Consider the following 19380-nt stretch of genomic DNA (forward strand, 5'->3'; position numbering starts at 1 on the left):
GCATTTAAGGTCCTAAGTTAAAAACAAGATGAAACCCTTTAGAAAACCACGCTAAGCGTAGTTTTCTAAAACTGTTTTATAACGCAGTAACTTATTTAGATTTTTGATAGTCATTAATGACTTCAAGTGCCGCACGAAAGGCTTCTTGAGTCGCCGGTGCGCCACAATATGGCAAACTATGAAGTAACACTTCCTGAATTTCTTCTACAGTCGCCCCATTATTTAAAGCACCTCGGACATGACCCTTGAGTTCTGTTGGACTTTTTTGTGCAGTTAAAAATGCAATGGTAATCAGTGAGCGATATTTACGGGGTAAAACGCCTTCACGCTGCCAAGTTGAACCCCATGCATGCTCATTAATCCAATCTTGCAAAGGTTGAGTAAATGGCACGGTATTGTCTTGAGCACGTTTAACGAAACTTTCACCCATAACTTCAGTACGAACTTTTAAGCCATTTTCATAATCTTGTTGTGACATGTAGCAAACCCTCTGTGATGTAATTTTGCAGTACAGCCTATACCTTTGACTCTGCGATACCATTGGCTGATGGTCGTATAAAAAAGCCATCCCATTGTTTAAGAATGGAATGGCTTTTATTTTGAGAAAAATAAAGCTTAAAAGCGATGCAGAAGCTGATTAATAACGTAGAAATGCTTCTGGTTCATCATCGGTGTGTTGTTGCTTTTTCACTTCTGGTGCAATGGTTAAATGTGGATTGGATAGCTCAAGTTCGTGGATGAGTTGCATATCGAAAACATCTGTGAGCATACTGTCATAGCGTTGAATGTTGTAAGTGCTGAGCTGTTCAGCTTCGGAGGCAGTAATGACTTTTTGTGCAATTGCATCGGCTATATGTGCTTCAAAAGTTAAACCTTTAAATTGGCCTTTAGATTCAGCTTTTTTAAATTGGTTCCACAGCGGTTCAATTTTCAACAATTGTAAAAAGGCATTTTCCATACGACCAGAAACTTCATCTGCTGCAGTGCTGTAATACACGTGCTTTTTCAGTTCTTGGCGGAAAGTATTGTCTAGCATCATTTGAGTGGCAACTTCACGTTTTAAACGGTCTGTCGGTTTAGCAACAACTCGTCCAAACGGAAAGCAGATGATTTTTACTACGCTTGCTGCTAGTCGCATTGGGAAGTTATCAAATAAGCCATGGAAAGCTTCTTCAACATTGTACAAAGCTTTATCTAATGCAAGTTGCGCATGTAATTGTTCAGCTTCGCTTCTTTGACCTTGTTCATAATATTTAAGAATAGCCGTTGCTATAAATAAATAAGAGTGAATGTCCGCCAAACGTCCCGAAAGCATTTCTTTACGTTTAATATCGCCGGCTAAAAGGCCAAGACACATATCTGCAGTCAGCGCGAAATCGGCACTGAATCGATTAATTTTTTTATAGTAGGGGCGACTAAATTCATCTGCTGAAGCAGGTGAGTCTGATGGGCCACCAGTGAACGCATAAGCAAAGGCACGTGCAGTTCGGTTAAAAGTATAGCCCAAGTGCTTAAAGAGCATTTCGTTGAATGTATTGAGTGCAGTGTTTTTATCTTCGGCTTGAAGTAATTGTAGCTCTTCAAATAAATATGGATGACAACGCATGGAGCCTTGTCCAAAAATCATCAGAGAGCGACTTAAAATATTGGCGCCTTCGACGGTAATTGATACGGGAATGGCCTGATAATTCAAAGCTAAAAAATTACGAGGTCCCATTTGCACGGCACGTCCACCGACGATGTCCATGCCATGATTGACTACTTTACGCATGGTTTCAGTGGCATAGTATTTGGCCATTGCAGTCATTACAGCAGGTTTGCCGCCTTGGTTTAAACCACAAGTCACCAAATAGCGGAATGCTTCAAGCATATAAGCATCTGATGCGATATCACTCGAAGCTTCTTGTACACCTTCAAAATTACCCACGGAAATTTTAAACTGCTGACGAACTTTGGCAAATGCACCGACATTTAGATATGCCATTTCACCGGCTGCCGTTGACAATGCAGGGAGTGAAATACCACGACCAACCGCTAAGCATTCCATTAGCATACGCCAGCCTTTGCCTGCATTTTCAATCCCACCAATGATCCAGTCTAAGGGAATAAAGACATCTTTACCTTCAACTGTCCCATTCATAAATGGTGAGCCTGGATTATGACGAGGGCCTGTAATGACACCGTCATGACTCGCCGGTAGCAGCGCGCAGGTGATACCATATTCCGTTTTATTTTTATCTCCCAATAAGCCATCTGGATCGTATAACTTAAATGCAAGACCAATGACGGTGGCAATTGGTGCAAGAGTAATCCAGCGTTTGGAGAAGTTCATGTTTAAGCCGAGCACTTGTTGTCCCTCAAAGGTGCCATAACAGACAACACCTGTATCTGGAATAGCACCTGCATCCGAACCGGCTTCAGGACTGGTAAGTCCAAAACATGGAATTTCTTCACCTTTTGCAAGGCCAGGGAGGTATCTGTCTTTTTGTGCTTCGGTACCATAGTGTAGAAGTAATTCCCCCGGTCCAAGCGAGTTGGGCACCATACAACTGACTGCGGCAGTGAGTGATCGGGATGCAATCTTGCTCATGACACGGCTTTGTGCAAATGAACTAAATTCACGTCCTCCATACGATTTTGGAATCACCAGTCCTAAGAAGCCATTATCTTTAATAAATTGCCAAGCTTCTGGTGGGAGGTCTTTATGTTTATGGTGAATATCCCATTCGTTGAGCATGGCACAAAGTTGTTCGACTTCATTATCAATGAAGGATTGTTCTTCAGCGCTGAGCTGAGGGTAGGGATAAGCCTCAAATTTTTTCCAATCAGGAGCGCCCATAAATAGCTCTTTTTCCCACCAACTTGTTCCTGCATCCAACGCTTCACGTTCCGTAGTACTCATACTCGGCATTGCATTTGCTAAGGTTTTATAGGCAGGTTTGGTGAGCAGATTGAGCCGCAGTGGGTCAATCAACACAACTAAACTCAAAGCAATAAGAGGGATGCCAAGTATTAATGACCATGGGGTTAAAAAGGCGAGTGCAATTGAAACAAATATCAGTGTTATTGCGCCTACAGCTCGTGAAAGTTCAAAGAAAAAAACGGCCCAAAGAGCAAAAATAAAGAGTACTGCACTGAGTATAAATAGCATTTGTTATGGCTCCAGTGACAAGGGCCAGAGCGTTATGCGTTTAAAACAGCCTACATGCGTTTAAAAATGATCTCATCTTTTGTCTTTCTGATTTTAAAGTGCATGAGACTGTCAAAATGGCATCACTCGGCTGGTGAGTATGATTGGACAATTGCGCGAATATAATGAAAGCGCAAATAAATTGTTATCAATAGGTTGATTAATAAATAATCACAACACAATCCCTATCGGGCAAAGAAATGTCACATTACGTAAACTTGGATGATTCGATATATTGGGTTGAACATTGCATACAGGTGTAAGGAACGCACTATTTTCGAAAAATCTTATATTGGTAAACGAATTGGGCTGAGTGTGAAAGTCACAAAAAAGCCCTCAATCAATGAGGGCTTTTAATTTGCGATGTTTTAAATCTTTGCGTGATTAGGCTTCAATCGTTTGAACTGCAATTTTCTTTGCAGGATCAGTTTTACGACGTACCGCAGGCACTGGCTCACCATAGTATTGACGGTCAGCAAAGTAGCTTGAACGGACCATTGGTGCAGCCCAAATGTTTTTGAAACCAAGCTTTTGACCATGTGCAGTGTAACGCTCAAATTCTTCTGGGCTTACAAAACGGTCAATAGGGGCATGTTCTTTAGAGGGCTGTAAGTACTGACCAATGGTGACATAGTCAACATCGTGTGCTTTTAAGTCGTCTAATAGCGCAATGACTTCTTCTTCAGTTTCACCAATACCGACCATCAAACCACATTTGGTAGGGACATCTGGGCAGTATTCTTTAAACATTTTTAATAAGTTTAGAGAGTGTTGGTAGTCAGAACCTGGACGCATTGCTTTATACAAACGTGGCACAGTTTCAATGTTGTGGTTAAACACATCAGGTGGGCACTCCGTCATGATACGAAGGGCAACATCCATACGACCACGGAAGTCAGGGACTAAAATTTCCAAAAGTGTTTTTGGACTCAAGTCACGAGCTTCTTTAATACAGTCAACAAAGTGCTGCGCACCGCCATCAACTAGGTCATCACGGTCGACAGAAGTAATTACGGCATATTTCAAACCAAGATTGGCAATGGTTTCTGCCATGTGACGTGGTTCATCTGGGTCAAGAGCATTGGGACGACCATGTGCAACGTCGCAGAATGGGCAACGACGAGTACAGATATCGCCCATAATCATAAAGGTTGCAGTACCGCCACCGAAACATTCAGGTAAGTTCGGGCAAGCCGCTTCTTCACACACGGTATGTAATTTTTGTGCGCGCAAAGTTGTTTTAATACGTTGAACTTCATCAGGGGCAGCCATTTTGACCCGAATCCAGTCAGGCTTACGAGGCGTTTCAACCGTTGGCACGACCTTCACAGGTATGCGAGCGACTTTTTCTGCGCCACGAAGTTTTACACCCTGTACAGGTTTACGGTTCTCAGACATATTCAACTTTTCCACTGTTTTTGACAAGGAGATATTCAAAAAATTAGCTCGATCATTATAGCGGACTTGAGCTTAAATAGGGGGAAAACGATATTCATATAATAAATGTGGTTATCACATAATATATGTGAGCTAAATATCCAAAAAAGTTAGGATATACGTCATAATACAGCCTAGATTAAAGAATATTTGTAAAGGAGCGTTGAATGCCACGTAAGAAAGAGGTCGTTAGTGGAACTTTCGTGAAATACGATGCGGTAGTTCTGGGTTCTGGCCCTGCGGGTGAAGGCGCTGCAATGAAACTTGCTAAATCAGGTAAGCGAGTTGCAATTGTAGATATGCGTGAACAGCTTGGTGGTAACTGTACCCATGTAGGAACAATTCCAAGTAAAGCATTGCGTCAGACCGTTTCAAGCATTTTACGTTACCAACGTGACCCTATGTTCCAAAAAGTCGGTGAATGGAAACAGTTCACGATGAAACAGGTGTTACGTAATGCGCATAAAGTGATTCAACAACAAGTTGAAACGCATTCACGTTTTTATGACCGTAATAAAATTGATATTTTCCACGGCCGTGCGTATATCCAAGATCAAAACACTGTTTTGATTTTTAGCAATGAAGGTATGACGGAAACTTTAGTATTCCAGCAATTAGTGATTGCGACAGGTTCACGTCCTTACCGTCCAGCTGCTTTAGACTTTAATCATCCTCGCGTATTTGATTCAGACAAAATTTTGGATCTGGATTATTCAATCCAAAAAATCATCATTTATGGTGCAGGTGTGATTGGTTGTGAATATGCGTCTATCTTTATTGGTCTAGATCACAAAGTAGACTTGATCAATACACAACACAAATTACTCAGCTACTTAGACGATGAAATTTCAGATGCATTGTCATATCGTTTACGTGAGCAGGGTGTACTGATTCGCCATAACGAACAGATTGATCATCTTGAAACACATGATGATCATGTCGTTCTTCACTTGCAAAGTGGTAAGAAAATTAAAGCCGACGCGATTTTGTGGTGTAACGGCCGTTCTGGTAATACAGATGGTTTAGGCCTAGAAAATGTAGGTATCAAACCAAACAGCCGTGGTCAATTAACCGTGAATGATCAATATCAAACTGAAGTAGAGAATATCTTTGCTGCGGGTGATGTAATCGGTTGGCCTTCACTTGCATCTGCTGCGTATGACCAAGGTCGTTGTGCCGGTTCTAACATGAGCGGTGAAGAAGGAATTGCACCTGTAACGGATATTCCTACAGGTATTTATACAATTCCTGAAATTTCTTCGATTGGTAAAACTGAACAACAGTTAACTGAAGAAAAAATTCCGTATGAAGTGGGTCAGGCATCGTTCCGTCATTTGGCACGTGCGCAAATTACGGGTGATACCGTAGGCGAGCTTAAAATCTTGTTCCATCGTGATACTTTAGAAATTTTAGGCGTTCATTGCTTCGGTAATAATGCTGCGGAAATTATTCACATTGGTCAGGCCGTGATGAACAGCCCGAACAATACGATTAAATATTTCGTAGAAACCACATTTAACTATCCGACTATGGCGGAAGCGTACCGTGTTGCAACATTGAATGGTATGAACCGTTTATTCTAAGGTTAAATTGAACTTAGAATGTACAATGAAAGACCCGTAAGTTTCGGCTTGCGGGTTTTTTTATAGTTAGGATAAAGTGTATGCAAAATATACATTCAATCCACTTATAATCATCAGCATTTCCAACTCATTTTAGGTAGCTTATGACGATCCGTTCAGTGACCATTCAAGGTTTTCGATCTATTCATCATATGAATCTGACCTTATCGCGTCTGAATATTGTCAGTGGTCCGAATGGTTGTGGTAAATCCAATCTATATCAAGCTGTACGTCTCCTGCATGAAGCTGCAAATGGCCAATTATCCCAAGCTATTGCAAATGAGGGCGGGATTCAAAAAATCATGTGGGCAGGTGGTCACCGTGCGGGTGATCGATCGAAAGACCCTAAGCGCATGAAGCTTGCAGTGGAGATGGAGCATTATGAATATCAACTTGAAATAGGTTTTCCTGAACCGCTCATCACCTTGTTTGCACTCGATCCTTTGGTCAAAGTAGAAGGAATTTGGTTAAGCGGCTATCAACGTCGAAAAATGAGTGAGTTGTTGGAAAGAACCAACCAAGCGGCATTTCTTAAAAATGTTGATGAAGAACGGATTGCTTATCCGATGGCATTAACACCAGAAGAGTCGGTGTTTGGACAATTGTCCGATCCACACTTATATCCCGAAGTTTCACAAGTGCGTGAGACCATGAAAAACTGGCGCTTTTATCATGAGTTTTCAGTCAGTGGAAATTCACCGATCCGTGTCCCACAGGTGGGCATTCGTTCGCCAGTTTTAGCGCATGATGGTACAAATTTAGCCGCAGCTTTTGAAACCTTGCGTGAGCGGGGCAACAGTGAAACCTTGTTTGAAGTACTAGAAAAAGCCTTTCCGCAGACCCAATTTTATGTGCAGGAAATGGGAGGGCGCTTTCAAATGATGATGCAAAAGCAAGGGATCTTAAGACCTTTAGAAAGTGCAGAATTTTCAGATGGGACGTTACGATTTTTGTGTTTAGCCGTAGCTTTACTGAGTCCTAGACCCCCAAATTTCATGGCACTGAATGAGCCTGAAAATAGCTTACATCCCGATTTATTACCTGCCTTGGCGATGCTGATTGCCGAAGCAAGCCGCTATACACAGCTTTGGTTGACCACACATTCCAATGAGCTGGTTGAAATGATCAAACAGTATAGTGATGTGCAGCATTATCAACTGGATCAGGTCGAGGGGAAAACTGTGGTCAAGGGCGCAAGCTTAATCGATGAGGATTAGATTATTCCTTTAGCTATAGTTTTTTTGCTTTCGTTTAAAAAGGCAGAAAAGTTAAAAAAGCATAATAGCCGATAAAACTGCTTATTAAGCTGAACCAGATTGGCAGCTTGCTGCGAAGTAAAGCAATAACGACGGCAACAAATATAAAGTCCGTCCATTGAATGATGTATTTCTGGCTCATTTGAAATAGTAGACACAGTAAGAGACCGACGACAGCCGCATTGATTATTTTTAAGGTGCCAAAAAGCATCGGGTATTTCATCAACTTATTCCAAAACGGTAATAAGCCAAACAGTAATAAAAATGATGGTAAAAATATCGCCACAGTCGCGAGTGAGGCATTCAATATTGGCACATCGGTCATGGGTAAAAGTGTGCCGAGATAGGTGGCGAAACTAAACAAGGGCCCCGGCATGAGTTGTGCAAGGGCATAGCCTAAGTCAAAATTTTCATTACTGATCAGTCCTGTAGAGACAAAGTCCTGATGTAAAAATGGCAAAATAATATGTCCACCACCAAAGACGAGGGATGCTGTGCGGTAGAAGCTTTCTAAGCTGAAAGACAATATATTGCTATGTTGTATATCGAAGAATGGCAGAACGAAAAAAGGGCTGATAAAGGCGAGAAGCCATAGCCAAGAGGTGCGAGTATTTTCATATGCATTCTGGCTAAAATTGTCATGTTTGGGTGGAACTGTTTCGGTGATATTTGGCTTTTGGCTGCGTAATTGATTTGACGATAAAACTAAACCGATAATTGCAGCAGTTAAAATCACCAAAACTTGATTTAGAGAAAATTGAAAGAAATAAATAAAAAATGCAGCTAAAAGCATGACTAGATACTGAAATTTTGTTTTACAGAAGCTTCGCATCATTTGCCAAAATGCCCATGTAACCACAGCAAGGACAATCAACTGAATAACATGAAAGAACTGTGTTGAGAGTTGATCGCTAAGTTTTAAGCTTAAAATCGCCGCGGCACACATCAGCAGGGCGGATGGTAAAGTAAAGCCTAACCACGCCAAACAAGCACCTTGATAGCGGTTGAGTTGAAATCCAATCGCCATGCCGAGCTGGCTACTGGTTGGGCCTGGAAGGACTTGAGTCAAGGCAAGCAAATGCGCATATTCATGCTCCGTTATCCATTTTTCTTGTTTCACAAAATATTGAAAAAACAACACTAAATGCGCAGCAGGTCCACCAAATGCAATACACCCTAATCTTAAAAAGGTGAGAAAGATGACAAGGTTTCGTTGTGGTATGGACTGGCTCATGCGTTACCAATATTAAAAATCGAAATAAGGTTATGAATTTCTAAAGGATAAAATCTTGAATGTTAAAAGATTTTAAAGGTCGATTATTGCAGGAGCATGTAAGTCCTGCTTCAAAATTATTCTGAAGCGCTTAGCAGGGAAAAAGATAATTGGACGAAGTGACATAGTGCTGTCCCACATGCACATGGCATCAGTTTTCGCCGCTGATTAGCATCAGCACATACACATAAAAAATTTGTCTAAAAATGACTACTCCAAAATCAGACACATTAGCAGAAATTTTGAGCGCTTTATTAAAGTGGTTGATGAGTGGCATTGCATCGTTACTTTCAATCATGGCATTTGCAGATGATCAGCTACCTGCTTCACAACCATTAGCAAGTTATGCAGATCAAAACAGTTGGCAGGACATTCAGCACTATCTACCCAAAGAATACCATTTAGATGAAATTCAACGACCTAAAGAAGAGTGGTGGAATTGGCAGGGGCATACTGTTCACTTAGATACTTATCGAAATCCACAAGCAAAAGTGAGGGTCATTCTGTTTCATGGTGTGGGAACAAATGGTCGACAAATGTCGATGATTTTGGGTCAGCCTTTGGCACAGCGTGGCTATGAAACTATCGCTATTGACATGCCCGGTTATGGCCTAACTCAAGTCAAAAAAGGCTCTAAAACTCGTTATGATGATTGGGTTCAAGCAGGCAATGACCTCATTGAAGCTGAGCTACAAAAAGATCATCGTCCTATCGTTTTGTATGGGCTCAGTGCTGGTGGTATGTTGACCTATCACGTGGCGGCAAAGAATAAAAAGGTCAAAGGCATCGTCGGGATGACCTTTTTAGACACTTCAAATCAAACCGTGCGTGATCAAGTCTCTTTAAATAAATTTATGAGCCGCGTGGGCAGTCCAATGGCTCATGTGACAGCACATACACCATTATCAGCATTGCCAATGCCGATGCGTTGGGTAAGTAAAATGCACCGTTTGGTGAATAATGAGGCGGCATTGCAGGTCTTTATAAAAGATAAAACGTCAGCTGGGAATACTGTATCGGTTAAATTTCTAGATTCGTATTTATATTATAAAAATGATACGCCACCGGAGCAGTTTAATGTCTGCCCAATTCTACTGACGCAGCCTGAACAAGACCGCTGGACACCTTTGGCTTTAAGCCAGCCATTTTTAACACGGATTCATCAAGTTCCAGTCGATGTCGTCATGTTAAAAAACGCAGGACATTATCCTTTGGAACAACCGGGACTTGAGCAAATGGTCAATGCAATCGATGCGTTTTATCAAAAAGTCACGCAATAATCTGTTGAAAGCGTGATGCGTAATTCATACCAACATAGATATAAAAAACCGCTAGAAGGCGGTTTTTTTATTGGGACTTTATCGTGGAAATATTTAAGCAAAATGACCATGTTGAAAATCATAAAATGCCTGACGTATTTCATCTTCAGTATTCATTACGAATGGTCCATGTGCCGCAATAGGTTCATTTAAAGCTTCGCCACTTAAAATAAGCAGTTTGGTTGCTTCAAAAGATTTAAGTTTCAAGGACGATACTTGGTCACTGACATATAAAGTCTGTTTCGCATCAAAGCGTTGACCTTCAATTTCGATCGCGCCACTTAATACAAAAATCATGTTATTCCACTGTGGGTTGAATGAAAATTCCTGTTCAGCATTTGCATTCAAGCGCACATCCAATACATTCATCGGGCTAAAGGTTTCAGCGGCGCCCAATGTATCTTCAAATTGGCCAGCAATGACGCGTACCACGCCAGCATTTTGTGCAAGCTTTACTTCAGCAATATTGGCTGTTGTCAGTTCTTGATAGCGAGGTTCAGTCATTTGGGCATGACGAGGTAAATTGACCCAAAGTTGTACCATGTCTAAATTTCCGCCTGTTTTGGCAAAATCTTTAGAATGATGTTCTTCATGCATAATGCCTCGACCCGCAGTCATCCATTGCACTTCGTCTTTGGCAATACTGCCGTGATTTCCTTTAGAGTCAAAATGCTCCAATTCACCTTCATAAACAATGGTCACTGTTTCAAAGCCACGGTGTGGATGTGACCCAACACCACGTTGATGATGACTTGGAGAGAAATGATATTGGCCGGTATAGCCCATAACGAGGAATGGACTGGTTTGATTGCCCATTTCTTGCATAGGGAGCATAGAGTTTGTTGGGAAGCCATCGCCCACCCAAGTCCTACGATCACTATGATAAACACGTTTGATTGAATTCATAATTCAGCCCTCAATATATTGCTTCTGAGATCTATTATTGAGGTATAGTGAGGGAATGACAGGGCGAAAAACTCAACAGATTATTCTAAAAATGAAATAATGATGCAAAATTTAAATGACTATTACTACTTCGTGCAAGTGGTAAAATACCAAGGTTATACCAAAGCCAGTGAAGCATTGGGTATTACAAAATCTAAGCTATCACGCCGTATTACAGAGTTAGAGACCCGTTTGGGTGTACGTCTGATTCAGCGTAATACGCGAAAATTTACTGTGACTGAAATAGGACAACAGTTCTATTTACACTGCTTAAAAATTTTAGAGGAAGTCAGCGAAACGGAAAACTTTGTGCTCAGTACGTTGAACGATCAACTCTGTGGCCAAATTAAAATCTCTTGTCCTGTGGCTTTGGTGGAAATGCCTGTTGCAAAAATGGTCACCGATTTTATGCAGCAATATCCAGACATCAGTGTGCATCTGATGGCGACCAATCATCGGGTTGATGTCATCGAGGAAGGTGTAGATTTAGCTATTCGTGTGCGCAATATGCCTTTAATGGATAGTGATTTGATCGTTCGAGATTTAGATGCTTGGGATCATGTTTTGGTGGCATCGCCACAACTTTTCTTTGAGCGTGAAATGCCACAGCAATTGGCTGAGATTCAAAATTTTCCGTGTATTGGATTTGACCGGCCTAAACATTTTTGGGATTTCCGACATCGTGAAAAAAGTGAAACCCAACAAATTGAATTTCATCCACGCTTAAGAACCGACAGTTTTAGTGCGATGATTTCTGCTGCTATTTCTGGCGTGGGAATCGCTTCTTTGCCCAAAGTGTTTGTACGTGATGCTTTAAAAAGTGGTGAGTTAATTGAGCTATTTCCTGAATGGCAATTGCCGCAAGGGGTCATCCATGTTGCATACGCGACACGACAAGGCATGCTGCCGGGTGTGCGTGCGATGTTAGACCATTTGATTTCAGGTTTTAAGGCCTTAGATATAGATCATCCGTAATTTGAGCAGTGTTCTTATTGTTTTCATATTCTAATTATTTTGGGTTATTGCTCAAACACGGATTTTGCTGTTTTATTTATTTTTTATTGTTGGTATGACATTCAACATTAGTATGGTCGTCCTCCAGCTAGGCTAATTCGCTTTAATAAGCGGCGTTGGTCTGAAGGGAAAGGGCGGCGTGAGTGTAAAGTGGTTTGGTTATCCCAAAATACAATGTCACCTTCTTCCCATTGATGTTCATATCGAAACTCAGGTTTCAATAAATGTTCACGTAAGGATGCAATCAATTCACTGCCTGACTGATCATCGTAGTGAACCAATTCCACTTCAGATCGTTCATTTAACCACAGACCTTTACGGCCACTTTCTGGATGGGTACGTACAAGCGGATGTGGATAGGCATGTCCAACAATCGGTTGGTCTTTGAAACGGTAAAGCGGTGTAGCGCCATATCCCGTTGTGCCTTTATTATTTTTGGCACGGACAAATGGGTTGTATGTAATGAGTTGAAGTTGGTCTAAATGTTTTTGTGTCGCTTCATCTAAAGCTTCATAGGCTTTAATGGTGTTATACCATGAGGTTTGTCCACCGTCTTGTGGCAGTTCAATGGCATAGAGTAATGAACCAAAAGATGGCAGCGGAGTCCACTGATGGTCTGCATGCGCAGCCAATTCACCATGTCCAGTATAGTCACCTTTGCCGACTGCATTTGAAACAGGTACGACGTCTGGTGGTGTACCGGTATCATCTTGTGACGCTAGCACAGGAATATCTGCACCAGGACGGAAAATTGAACCGAAGTAGCTTGCAAACGCGAGATACTGTAAATCATCTAGACTTTGATGTTTGAAAATTAAAATCAAGTGTTCTGCCAACGCTTGTTTTAAACGGTAGATGGTTTCCCCAGACTGTGCTTTACGCGCATCTAAACCATAAACCACAGCCCCCAAAGCTTGGTCATGTTGCGCTTCAATACGAATTTCATTGCCATCTTGAAATTGTTCTGCTTGATGCCAACGTGGAGCATCATGAATGGCTTGTGAAAGTTGAGTTAATGCGGTCATTTCATAAGTTCTCAAATTGTTCTTTATTGAGACTTAATCTATGAAAGAAAGTGCAGGTTGGAAAATTAAAAAATAAGCTAAGTTTATGAAAAAACTTATTATTAATACTAATATGCTGAAAATGCAGCTTTTATTGAATCGTGTAGAAAATAGCTAAAAAACTGCTGTTGTAGTGTTGATAAAACAGCAGTTTGAATTGGAATTAAGGCTTCTATGCGTCTTTAATGTGCACAAAACGCTTGGTTAAAGTATTCGAATAATTCAGGCGTTTGGCTCCATAAGCCGATGGACAATGCCAACAAGGCCAGAATACTGATGCCAATACTGAGTCGGAACCATAATGTTGAATTAGTCATGAATGACACTTTCCTCATTAACCATGAAATGTACCAATACTCCAAAAATACTCAGGACAATCGAAAAAATCCAAATGGCATTATAGTTACCGGTTATATCGTGGTTCACACCACCCAACCAACCACCAAAAAATGAACCGACTTGATGAGTAAAGAATACGATACCACTTAGCATACTGAGATATTTAACGCCAAACATATTGGCTACAATACCGTTGGTGAGCGGTACGGTAGAAAGCCATAGTAGACCCATAATGACGCCAAATGCATAGATTGTCCATGTGCTTAAAGGCAGCAAAAGAAAGGCAATAATGGCAATGCCACGTAAACCATACAGTCCCATTAACAGCTTTGGTTTGGAATATTTGCCACCGAGCCAACCTGCTGTGTAGGTGCCGACAATATTAAACAGTCCAACGAGCGCTAGGAAAATCGTGCCTGTAGTGGCATTAAAGCCATGATCGATTAAATATCCCGGAAGATGGATGCCAATAAACACCACTTGGAAGCCACAGACAAAGAAACCGAGTGCTAGAAACCAAAAGGGTTTATGCTCCCAAGCCAATTGCAAAATTTGTTTAAAAGTCAGAGAGGCTTCATGCGTATTGGTTGCATTTGGTGCAACATACATTGGTGCTTTTAGCATCCAAGCTAAAGGAATAATAAGTGCAATTAAAATGGCGCTGACCACCAAAGCTGAAGACCAACCAAATTTTTGCAGTAACAGTAACGTAGAGGGCAGCATAATGAACTGACCAAAAGAACCTGCGGCACTGGCAATACCCATGGCTAAACTACGTTTGTCTGGATGCGCTGCACGACCTACGGCAGAAAGTAATACTGGAAATGAAGTGGCTGAGAGAGCCAAACCCAGGATTAAACCTGCGCTTAAATTAAGCAGTAAACCGGTAGAGCTGACGGCCATGAGTAATAGTCCGAGGGCATATAATGCACCACCGACGGCGACCACGATCTTACTGCCATATTTATCTGCAAAAGCCCCAGTAATCGGCTGCACAGCACCCCAAATTAAGTTTTGCATGGCAATGGCAAGGCTAAATACGTTATGTCCCCAACCAAATTCATCACTCATCGGCACGAGATAGAGGCCAAATGCATGACGAACCCCTAAAGACAATGCCAAAATAATAGCACTGCCAATGAGCATGTAAATCAGGGGCTTTGAGAAACGAGTATCAGACATACAGCAGGCTACATTCTTTAAATTTAATCCAATGGTATTCGAATAAACGCAGAGTTGCGATTAAATTTAATTCACCAAACAATAAATTTTTTTTATAGGTAACTATGGATGAATAAAGGAAATTGACACAGCGGAAATTCAAAAGTGTCTAAAAGAGTTAGAAAAGGTATCTCAGAATAAAAGACCATATAAAAGCCAATAAAAAAGACGACCGTAGTCGTCTTTTATATATGTTATTTATTAGAAACGCATACCGATACCTGCATACGCAAGAATTGGATTTACTTCAATATCAGCTTTAGATTTGATCAGTTCACCATGTGTGGCATCTGTAACGGTAATGGTGGTTTCATTTTGTAGGTGTGCATAGCTAACAGAACCTACAGCAAACCATTTGTCATTGAAGTCATAAGTAAAACCAGCTGTCACAACAGGAGCAAAAGCATCAGAAGCTTCTAACTCAACTTTTGGCTTAGCTTTACTTGGTTTTCCTTCTAAAGAAGCGCCTGCATTACCTTCTTTAATGTTGGCAATCATGTGACCTGCGGCAATTAAATCTTTCTCAATTTGTGGATTCATTTCCAACTCATTGAAGTAAGCATACATCACGCCTAGACCCACATAGGGACGGAATTTATTGACGCCAGTTTTACCGAAGTGATATTGGATTTCAGCAGCCGGAGTCCATGCACGTGCAGAAGCTGCTGCACCATGTGCGCCTAAGTCGGTAATGAAAATATCATTTTCAAGTTCAAGATTTCCCAGTGCACCGCCGAGTGGTTTTGCAATGGCAGAAAATGGTGCATAAATTTTCCCTGAGCCTTGTAAATCAACTTTTGGCGGAATACCCGCTTTCATTTCTAGTGATACATTGTCAGTGAAGAAATAGTTGGTCATGATCCCAAGCGTGGTGACGTCGTCTGCTTCAAGACCTGTCCCTGGATTGTCCCATTGTTCAAGTCCTGAAATAGTGGCTTTACCACTCATTTCAGCAGGAACAGTGTCCAAAGTATTTAGCGCAACTTCTAGTAGGGGCGGAACTTTGTACCCTTCTCGAATATTGTCTTTTACTGTTTGTGATTTAACTTCGCCAACATCTGCCTCATAGCCTTCATTGATGGCAGTATTTACACGGAATGGCTGTGCTTTACCTTGTGGCATAACATGTAGAGCACCAACAGAGACAGAAAAACGTTTGAAGCCATCGCCATCTTTTAAACTAAAATATGGTGAGTCTGCATGACTGAGCATAGGTAGGGCAGCCATAGAAGCAGCAATGCACAATACACTTTTTTTCATTTTAAAGGACTCCATGTCCGTAAATTGATAATAATTTTTCTAAGTGCCCATTATTCAAAATTAGTGCGTAAAAAATGTTATAGAAAACAAGAATAAACGTAATAGTCCTGTAACATTCTTGATGATTTGTATTATTTGAAGACTTTAATTAGGTATTTGTGTAAAAAAATCGAACATTTTTGAAATTTAGAAATGGTTCTATCTATTTGTATATATTCAATATTTATTGACATAAGTGACAGTGTATTGGTTGATTTGGGTCAATAAAATAGTTTAAAACGACCATATTCAAAGCACTTTTTTGTGCTGTTGTCCTCTATAGATATAAAAATTCATATCTAATCATTGGGTCTTTATATGTCAATCGTGGCTAATCTCTCAAAGCCTTTTACACCAAAACCATTTTTTTTGTACAATAGCGCCAGATTCAATTGAGTTATTCGTATGAGTACGCAAAACCCTCCCAAGAAAAAGGCTTTAGTCAATTTGCCTTTTCCGATTAAAAAAGCTGAAGATAATGCTTCGGATGAAATCTTTGAAGATATGCGTCCAAAACCTCAGCGTTATGCTGACCGTACTTGGATGCCACCACGCGGTACACGTCGTTCGATGGGTAAGCGTTAAAAGATTTAAATAAAAAAGCCATGGTACAAACCATGGCTTTTTTATTGCAAATTATTGATGTTAATTGCGTATTTCAGACTGAATTCTTCGGTCTTTATTGAGATAATACTTTTTCTTCTGACGATACATGTCCAAATCGGCACGTTTAAGCATATCGTCCATCCGCTCATTCAGCTCATTGGTGGCACAGCCAATCGAGATACTCATCGGTTGATTAGAATAAAATTGGTTATCGACCAATAACAACTCATTCAAACTTTGTAAGCAGTTTTGCAGCGCCGCATCATCTGCACCAGGTAATAGAATGACAAATTCATCACCGCCAATGCGCGAAGCAGAATAGGGCGTATGCTGAATAAGTTGGTTTAAAATGTTGCCCAGACGTCTGAGGATACTGTCACCAGCATCGTGCCCAATACTGTCATTGAGTTCTTTTAGTCCATTTAAATCAATAAAAATACAAGAAACAGGACGTAATTGATTGCGTTCGAGACGATTGAGTTCTGCGATATAAAATGAACGGTTATAGAGTTTGGTCAGGACGTCATGTTTACCTAAATATTCAAGATAATTTTCAGCCTTTTTACGTGCGGTAATATCAGTCAGAGCAACCTGCACGGTGCTCCAGTCGTCGAGATAATCAGGAAATACGGTAAATTGCAGCAAGACATGGCGAATACTGCCATCAAGTGCATAATTTACGGCTTCACGTTGATGATGTAGATTGCCATTCCAAAGTTCAATCAACTGTTCTTTAAAGGTTTGCAGCATTTCTTTGGCAAACACTTTATGTACATTTTTGAGCAATATTTCTTTGTTCTGAGCGCCAAATAAATCAAGCGTGGCTTGATTGACGTCAACGATCAGTATTTCCTTAATACACTCTTGTACAAAATCGGGGTGAACATCCAAAAATGTCACAAAATCTTCTATACCTAAAGCGCGAAGTTGATCTAATTTTATTTTAATCCGGCTGAAATCTTCGACCCAAAGAGAGGTCGGAGAATAATGAAAACGCGCTTCTGCCAAATGACGACTTTGTTCTTGTAAACGACAAGCTTCGGTATAAGAAGTGATATCTTCAGTCGTAATTAAGACGGCAGATAAATCCTGCTCATGACTCGGTAGCACGATGCCCTTCAGTTGAATGTCTAGGCGTTGTCCACGGAGCGTATAGTTCACGGCAGAATGGGAAAAATGCGTTTCACCATTCCACAATGCAACCAACTCTCTAATGTGTGTTTGACACATCTCCGCCTGAAAAACGAGATCAAGGTTTTGACATAAATGTTCAAAGTCACGTGCTTGATACAGTTCTAACGTTTTTGTATTGACCTGTAAGATTTTTATTTTTCTTGCACATTGCAGAATACGTGATTCATCTTGTTGAAGAAAAGTGGAGAGATCCTGCACACCTTGCTGACGCCAGAGATCAAATTGTTTTTTGACTTCACTGTAATCTTCAAGCCACATGGCAATGGGGGATAGCTCAAAAAAAGGAGAATCTAGCATGTCTATTTTATGTGCTCATCATTCTTTATGATAATTACAATATGTAGTATAAGACGAAAAAAATGATATTAAAATAATGTGATATGTAAAATAAACTTTATTTTTAATGTGACTTAAGTCGCTAAAAGTCATTAATCCACATTAGATTAAAAGCCAATGTAGACTTTGGCTTTTTTGGGGGGAAATGTGGTGAAAATAGTCTTTAGCGGCTGGCTTTACGAGCTTTATTTTCAGGCTTTGGTGCAGCGATTTCACGTTCAGCTTTCCAAACATCAATAAAATCTTTTTCATTAATATTGTACAGTTCAAGTAGGGCTAAAATGACACCGCCAAACATCATTGGGCCTTCTGAGTTGCTTTGAAACTCAAATATTTTCCCATTCAGGGCATGCAAAATATCTTCAATTTCAAAAATACGGTCACGACCATTGCTATCTGTCGGGTACATTTGGGTATTCAGCACAATTTTCGCAAGACTTTTTTCATTATCTGTTAAGGCCAGAACATCAACCAATTCATCTGCCGAAGGTGCAAAAATTACTGAGTCTTGAAAAATTGTATGTAGAAGTTTCGAAGTAAGTTTAGGTAAAGCTTTTTCAACGAAAGGACGGAATGAAATTGGAAAAATAACATTTCTGGAAATCCCCTTAAACATGGGAGCAATTTCTTCAACTTTATAGCCAGCGACACCACAGCCAATCGACGTAATGAAATATTTGGTCTTGGGATGATTCTTGGTATAGATTTTAAAATCATCAACATAATGTTGAATCTGAGACAATGGCATTTGTTGTAAATGCTCATTCATTGTTGGAATCGCAAAACTTTGACCTGCCCATCCACGACCAATACCATTCATTGCACCAAAATGCTCTAGTGCGGTACGCGCTGCACCGCCAGCATATCGACCTGCCATATTGCTGCCAAAAACAAAAATGGTATCTTCAGCTAAGTTTTTAACAATACTTTCGTCATGATATTGATAAGTCATAAAGTTTGATCTGTGGCGTCCTTTTATTCATGTTGCAGGTGAAATTTAGCTAGGTCAAGTATCTATCTTGGTTAAATGAACGCTTTATCTATAAGTTTTTTAGCCTAAAGAGTTTCTTTAAAAAAAATTGGCTCAATCAGGTGCTTTATATTTATGAAGATGACGAAAAAATCTAGAAACACATACTAAATAACCCGAATCGCGGATAAGAAATAAACTTGAAAATAAGAAGACTAGAGCCATCAGTTGAGTTACCACACAAAACTCACAACTCTAGTCCTAATGTTCAATAGTACCGAATTATTCTGCGTAA

General features: G+C 40.5%; 16 protein-coding genes. 5 read left to right on the forward strand and 11 right to left on the reverse strand.

Annotated elements, in window-relative coordinates:
* Nucleotides 1-91: 91 nt before the first annotated feature.
* The 3 genes from FTU64_RS12930 to lipA form a co-directional block, all read right to left on the reverse strand.
* Nucleotides 92-478, reverse strand: coding sequence for a carboxymuconolactone decarboxylase family protein (locus FTU64_RS12930; protein WP_168379173.1), 387 nt, complete (start codon nt 476-478; stop codon nt 92-94).
* A gap of 159 nt (nt 479-637) precedes the next feature.
* Nucleotides 638-3151, reverse strand: a complete 2514-nt coding sequence (locus FTU64_RS12935; RefSeq protein WP_180059916.1) for an acyl-CoA dehydrogenase — start codon at nt 3149-3151, stop codon at nt 638-640.
* Between the two features lie 423 nt (nt 3152-3574).
* Entirely contained in the window at nt 3575-4588 is a 1014-nt protein-coding gene (gene lipA, locus FTU64_RS12940; RefSeq protein ID WP_078190238.1) for a lipoyl synthase, read from the reverse strand.
* Nucleotides 4589-4794: 206 nt separating this feature from the next.
* On the opposite strand from lipA, the gene sthA reads away from it, so the two are divergent.
* Together sthA and FTU64_RS12950 are read left to right on the forward strand one after the other, a co-directional pair.
* Nucleotides 4795-6210, forward strand: coding sequence for a Si-specific NAD(P)(+) transhydrogenase (sthA, locus tag FTU64_RS12945; RefSeq protein ID WP_078190237.1), 1416 nt, complete (start codon nt 4795-4797; stop codon nt 6208-6210).
* A gap of 143 nt (nt 6211-6353) precedes the next feature.
* On the forward strand, nt 6354-7466 hold the full coding sequence (locus FTU64_RS12950) for an AAA family ATPase (RefSeq protein ID WP_180059918.1): 1113 nt from the start codon (nt 6354-6356) through the stop codon (nt 7464-7466).
* A gap of 34 nt (nt 7467-7500) precedes the next feature.
* Here FTU64_RS12950 and chrA read toward each other — a convergent pair whose 3' ends face one another.
* Complete coding sequence (gene chrA, locus FTU64_RS12955; RefSeq protein WP_180059920.1) at nt 7501-8739, reverse strand: chromate efflux transporter; 1239 nt, start codon at nt 8737-8739, stop codon at nt 7501-7503.
* Nucleotides 8740-9074: 335 nt separating this feature from the next.
* On the opposite strand from chrA, the gene FTU64_RS12960 reads away from it, so the two are divergent.
* Complete coding sequence (locus FTU64_RS12960) at nt 9075-10058, forward strand: alpha/beta hydrolase (RefSeq protein ID WP_257222258.1); 984 nt, start codon at nt 9075-9077, stop codon at nt 10056-10058.
* Between the two features lie 93 nt (nt 10059-10151).
* On the opposite strand, the gene FTU64_RS12965 is transcribed toward FTU64_RS12960, so the two are convergent.
* A complete protein-coding gene (locus FTU64_RS12965) occupies nt 10152-11003 on the reverse strand; it encodes a pirin family protein (protein WP_180059924.1) in 852 nt (283 codons plus the stop codon).
* A gap of 102 nt (nt 11004-11105) precedes the next feature.
* On the opposite strand from FTU64_RS12965, the gene FTU64_RS12970 reads away from it, so the two are divergent.
* A complete protein-coding gene (locus tag FTU64_RS12970; RefSeq protein WP_180059925.1) occupies nt 11106-12017 on the forward strand; it encodes a LysR substrate-binding domain-containing protein in 912 nt (303 codons plus the stop codon).
* Nucleotides 12018-12124: 107 nt separating this feature from the next.
* Here the strand turns inward: FTU64_RS12970 and FTU64_RS12975 are convergent, their stop codons facing one another.
* From FTU64_RS12975 to FTU64_RS12985, 4 genes are all read right to left on the reverse strand, one after another.
* Nucleotides 12125-13081, reverse strand: a complete 957-nt coding sequence (locus tag FTU64_RS12975; protein ID WP_180059927.1) for a TauD/TfdA family dioxygenase — start codon at nt 13079-13081, stop codon at nt 12125-12127.
* A gap of 221 nt (nt 13082-13302) precedes the next feature.
* The gene (locus FTU64_RS16390; protein WP_257220694.1) at nt 13303-13437 is read right to left on the reverse strand and encodes a hypothetical protein; all 135 of its coding nucleotides are present in this window, start codon (nt 13435-13437) and stop codon (nt 13303-13305) included.
* The gene (locus FTU64_RS12980; RefSeq protein WP_180004934.1) at nt 13430-14641 is read right to left on the reverse strand and encodes an MFS transporter; all 1212 of its coding nucleotides are present in this window, start codon (nt 14639-14641) and stop codon (nt 13430-13432) included. The genes FTU64_RS16390 and FTU64_RS12980 overlap by 8 nt, the downstream gene beginning before the upstream one ends.
* A 240-nt stretch (nt 14642-14881) precedes the next feature.
* On the reverse strand, nt 14882-15940 hold the full coding sequence (locus FTU64_RS12985) for an OmpW family protein (RefSeq protein ID WP_180059929.1): 1059 nt from the start codon (nt 15938-15940) through the stop codon (nt 14882-14884).
* A gap of 444 nt (nt 15941-16384) precedes the next feature.
* Between FTU64_RS12985 and FTU64_RS12990 the strand changes: the two genes are divergently transcribed.
* Nucleotides 16385-16564, forward strand: coding sequence for a hypothetical protein (locus FTU64_RS12990; protein ID WP_078190224.1), 180 nt, complete (start codon nt 16385-16387; stop codon nt 16562-16564).
* A gap of 60 nt (nt 16565-16624) precedes the next feature.
* Here the strand turns inward: FTU64_RS12990 and FTU64_RS12995 are convergent, their stop codons facing one another.
* Complete coding sequence (locus FTU64_RS12995; protein WP_180059935.1) at nt 16625-18082, reverse strand: sensor domain-containing diguanylate cyclase; 1458 nt, start codon at nt 18080-18082, stop codon at nt 16625-16627.
* Between the two features lie 196 nt (nt 18083-18278).
* Complete coding sequence (locus tag FTU64_RS13000) at nt 18279-19067, reverse strand: hypothetical protein (RefSeq protein WP_180059931.1); 789 nt, start codon at nt 19065-19067, stop codon at nt 18279-18281.
* Nucleotides 19068-19380 lie beyond the last annotated feature (313 nt).

The organism is Acinetobacter sp. YH12128 (assembly GCF_013418655.1).
GTDB lineage: Bacteria > Pseudomonadota > Gammaproteobacteria > Pseudomonadales > Moraxellaceae > Acinetobacter > Acinetobacter amyesii.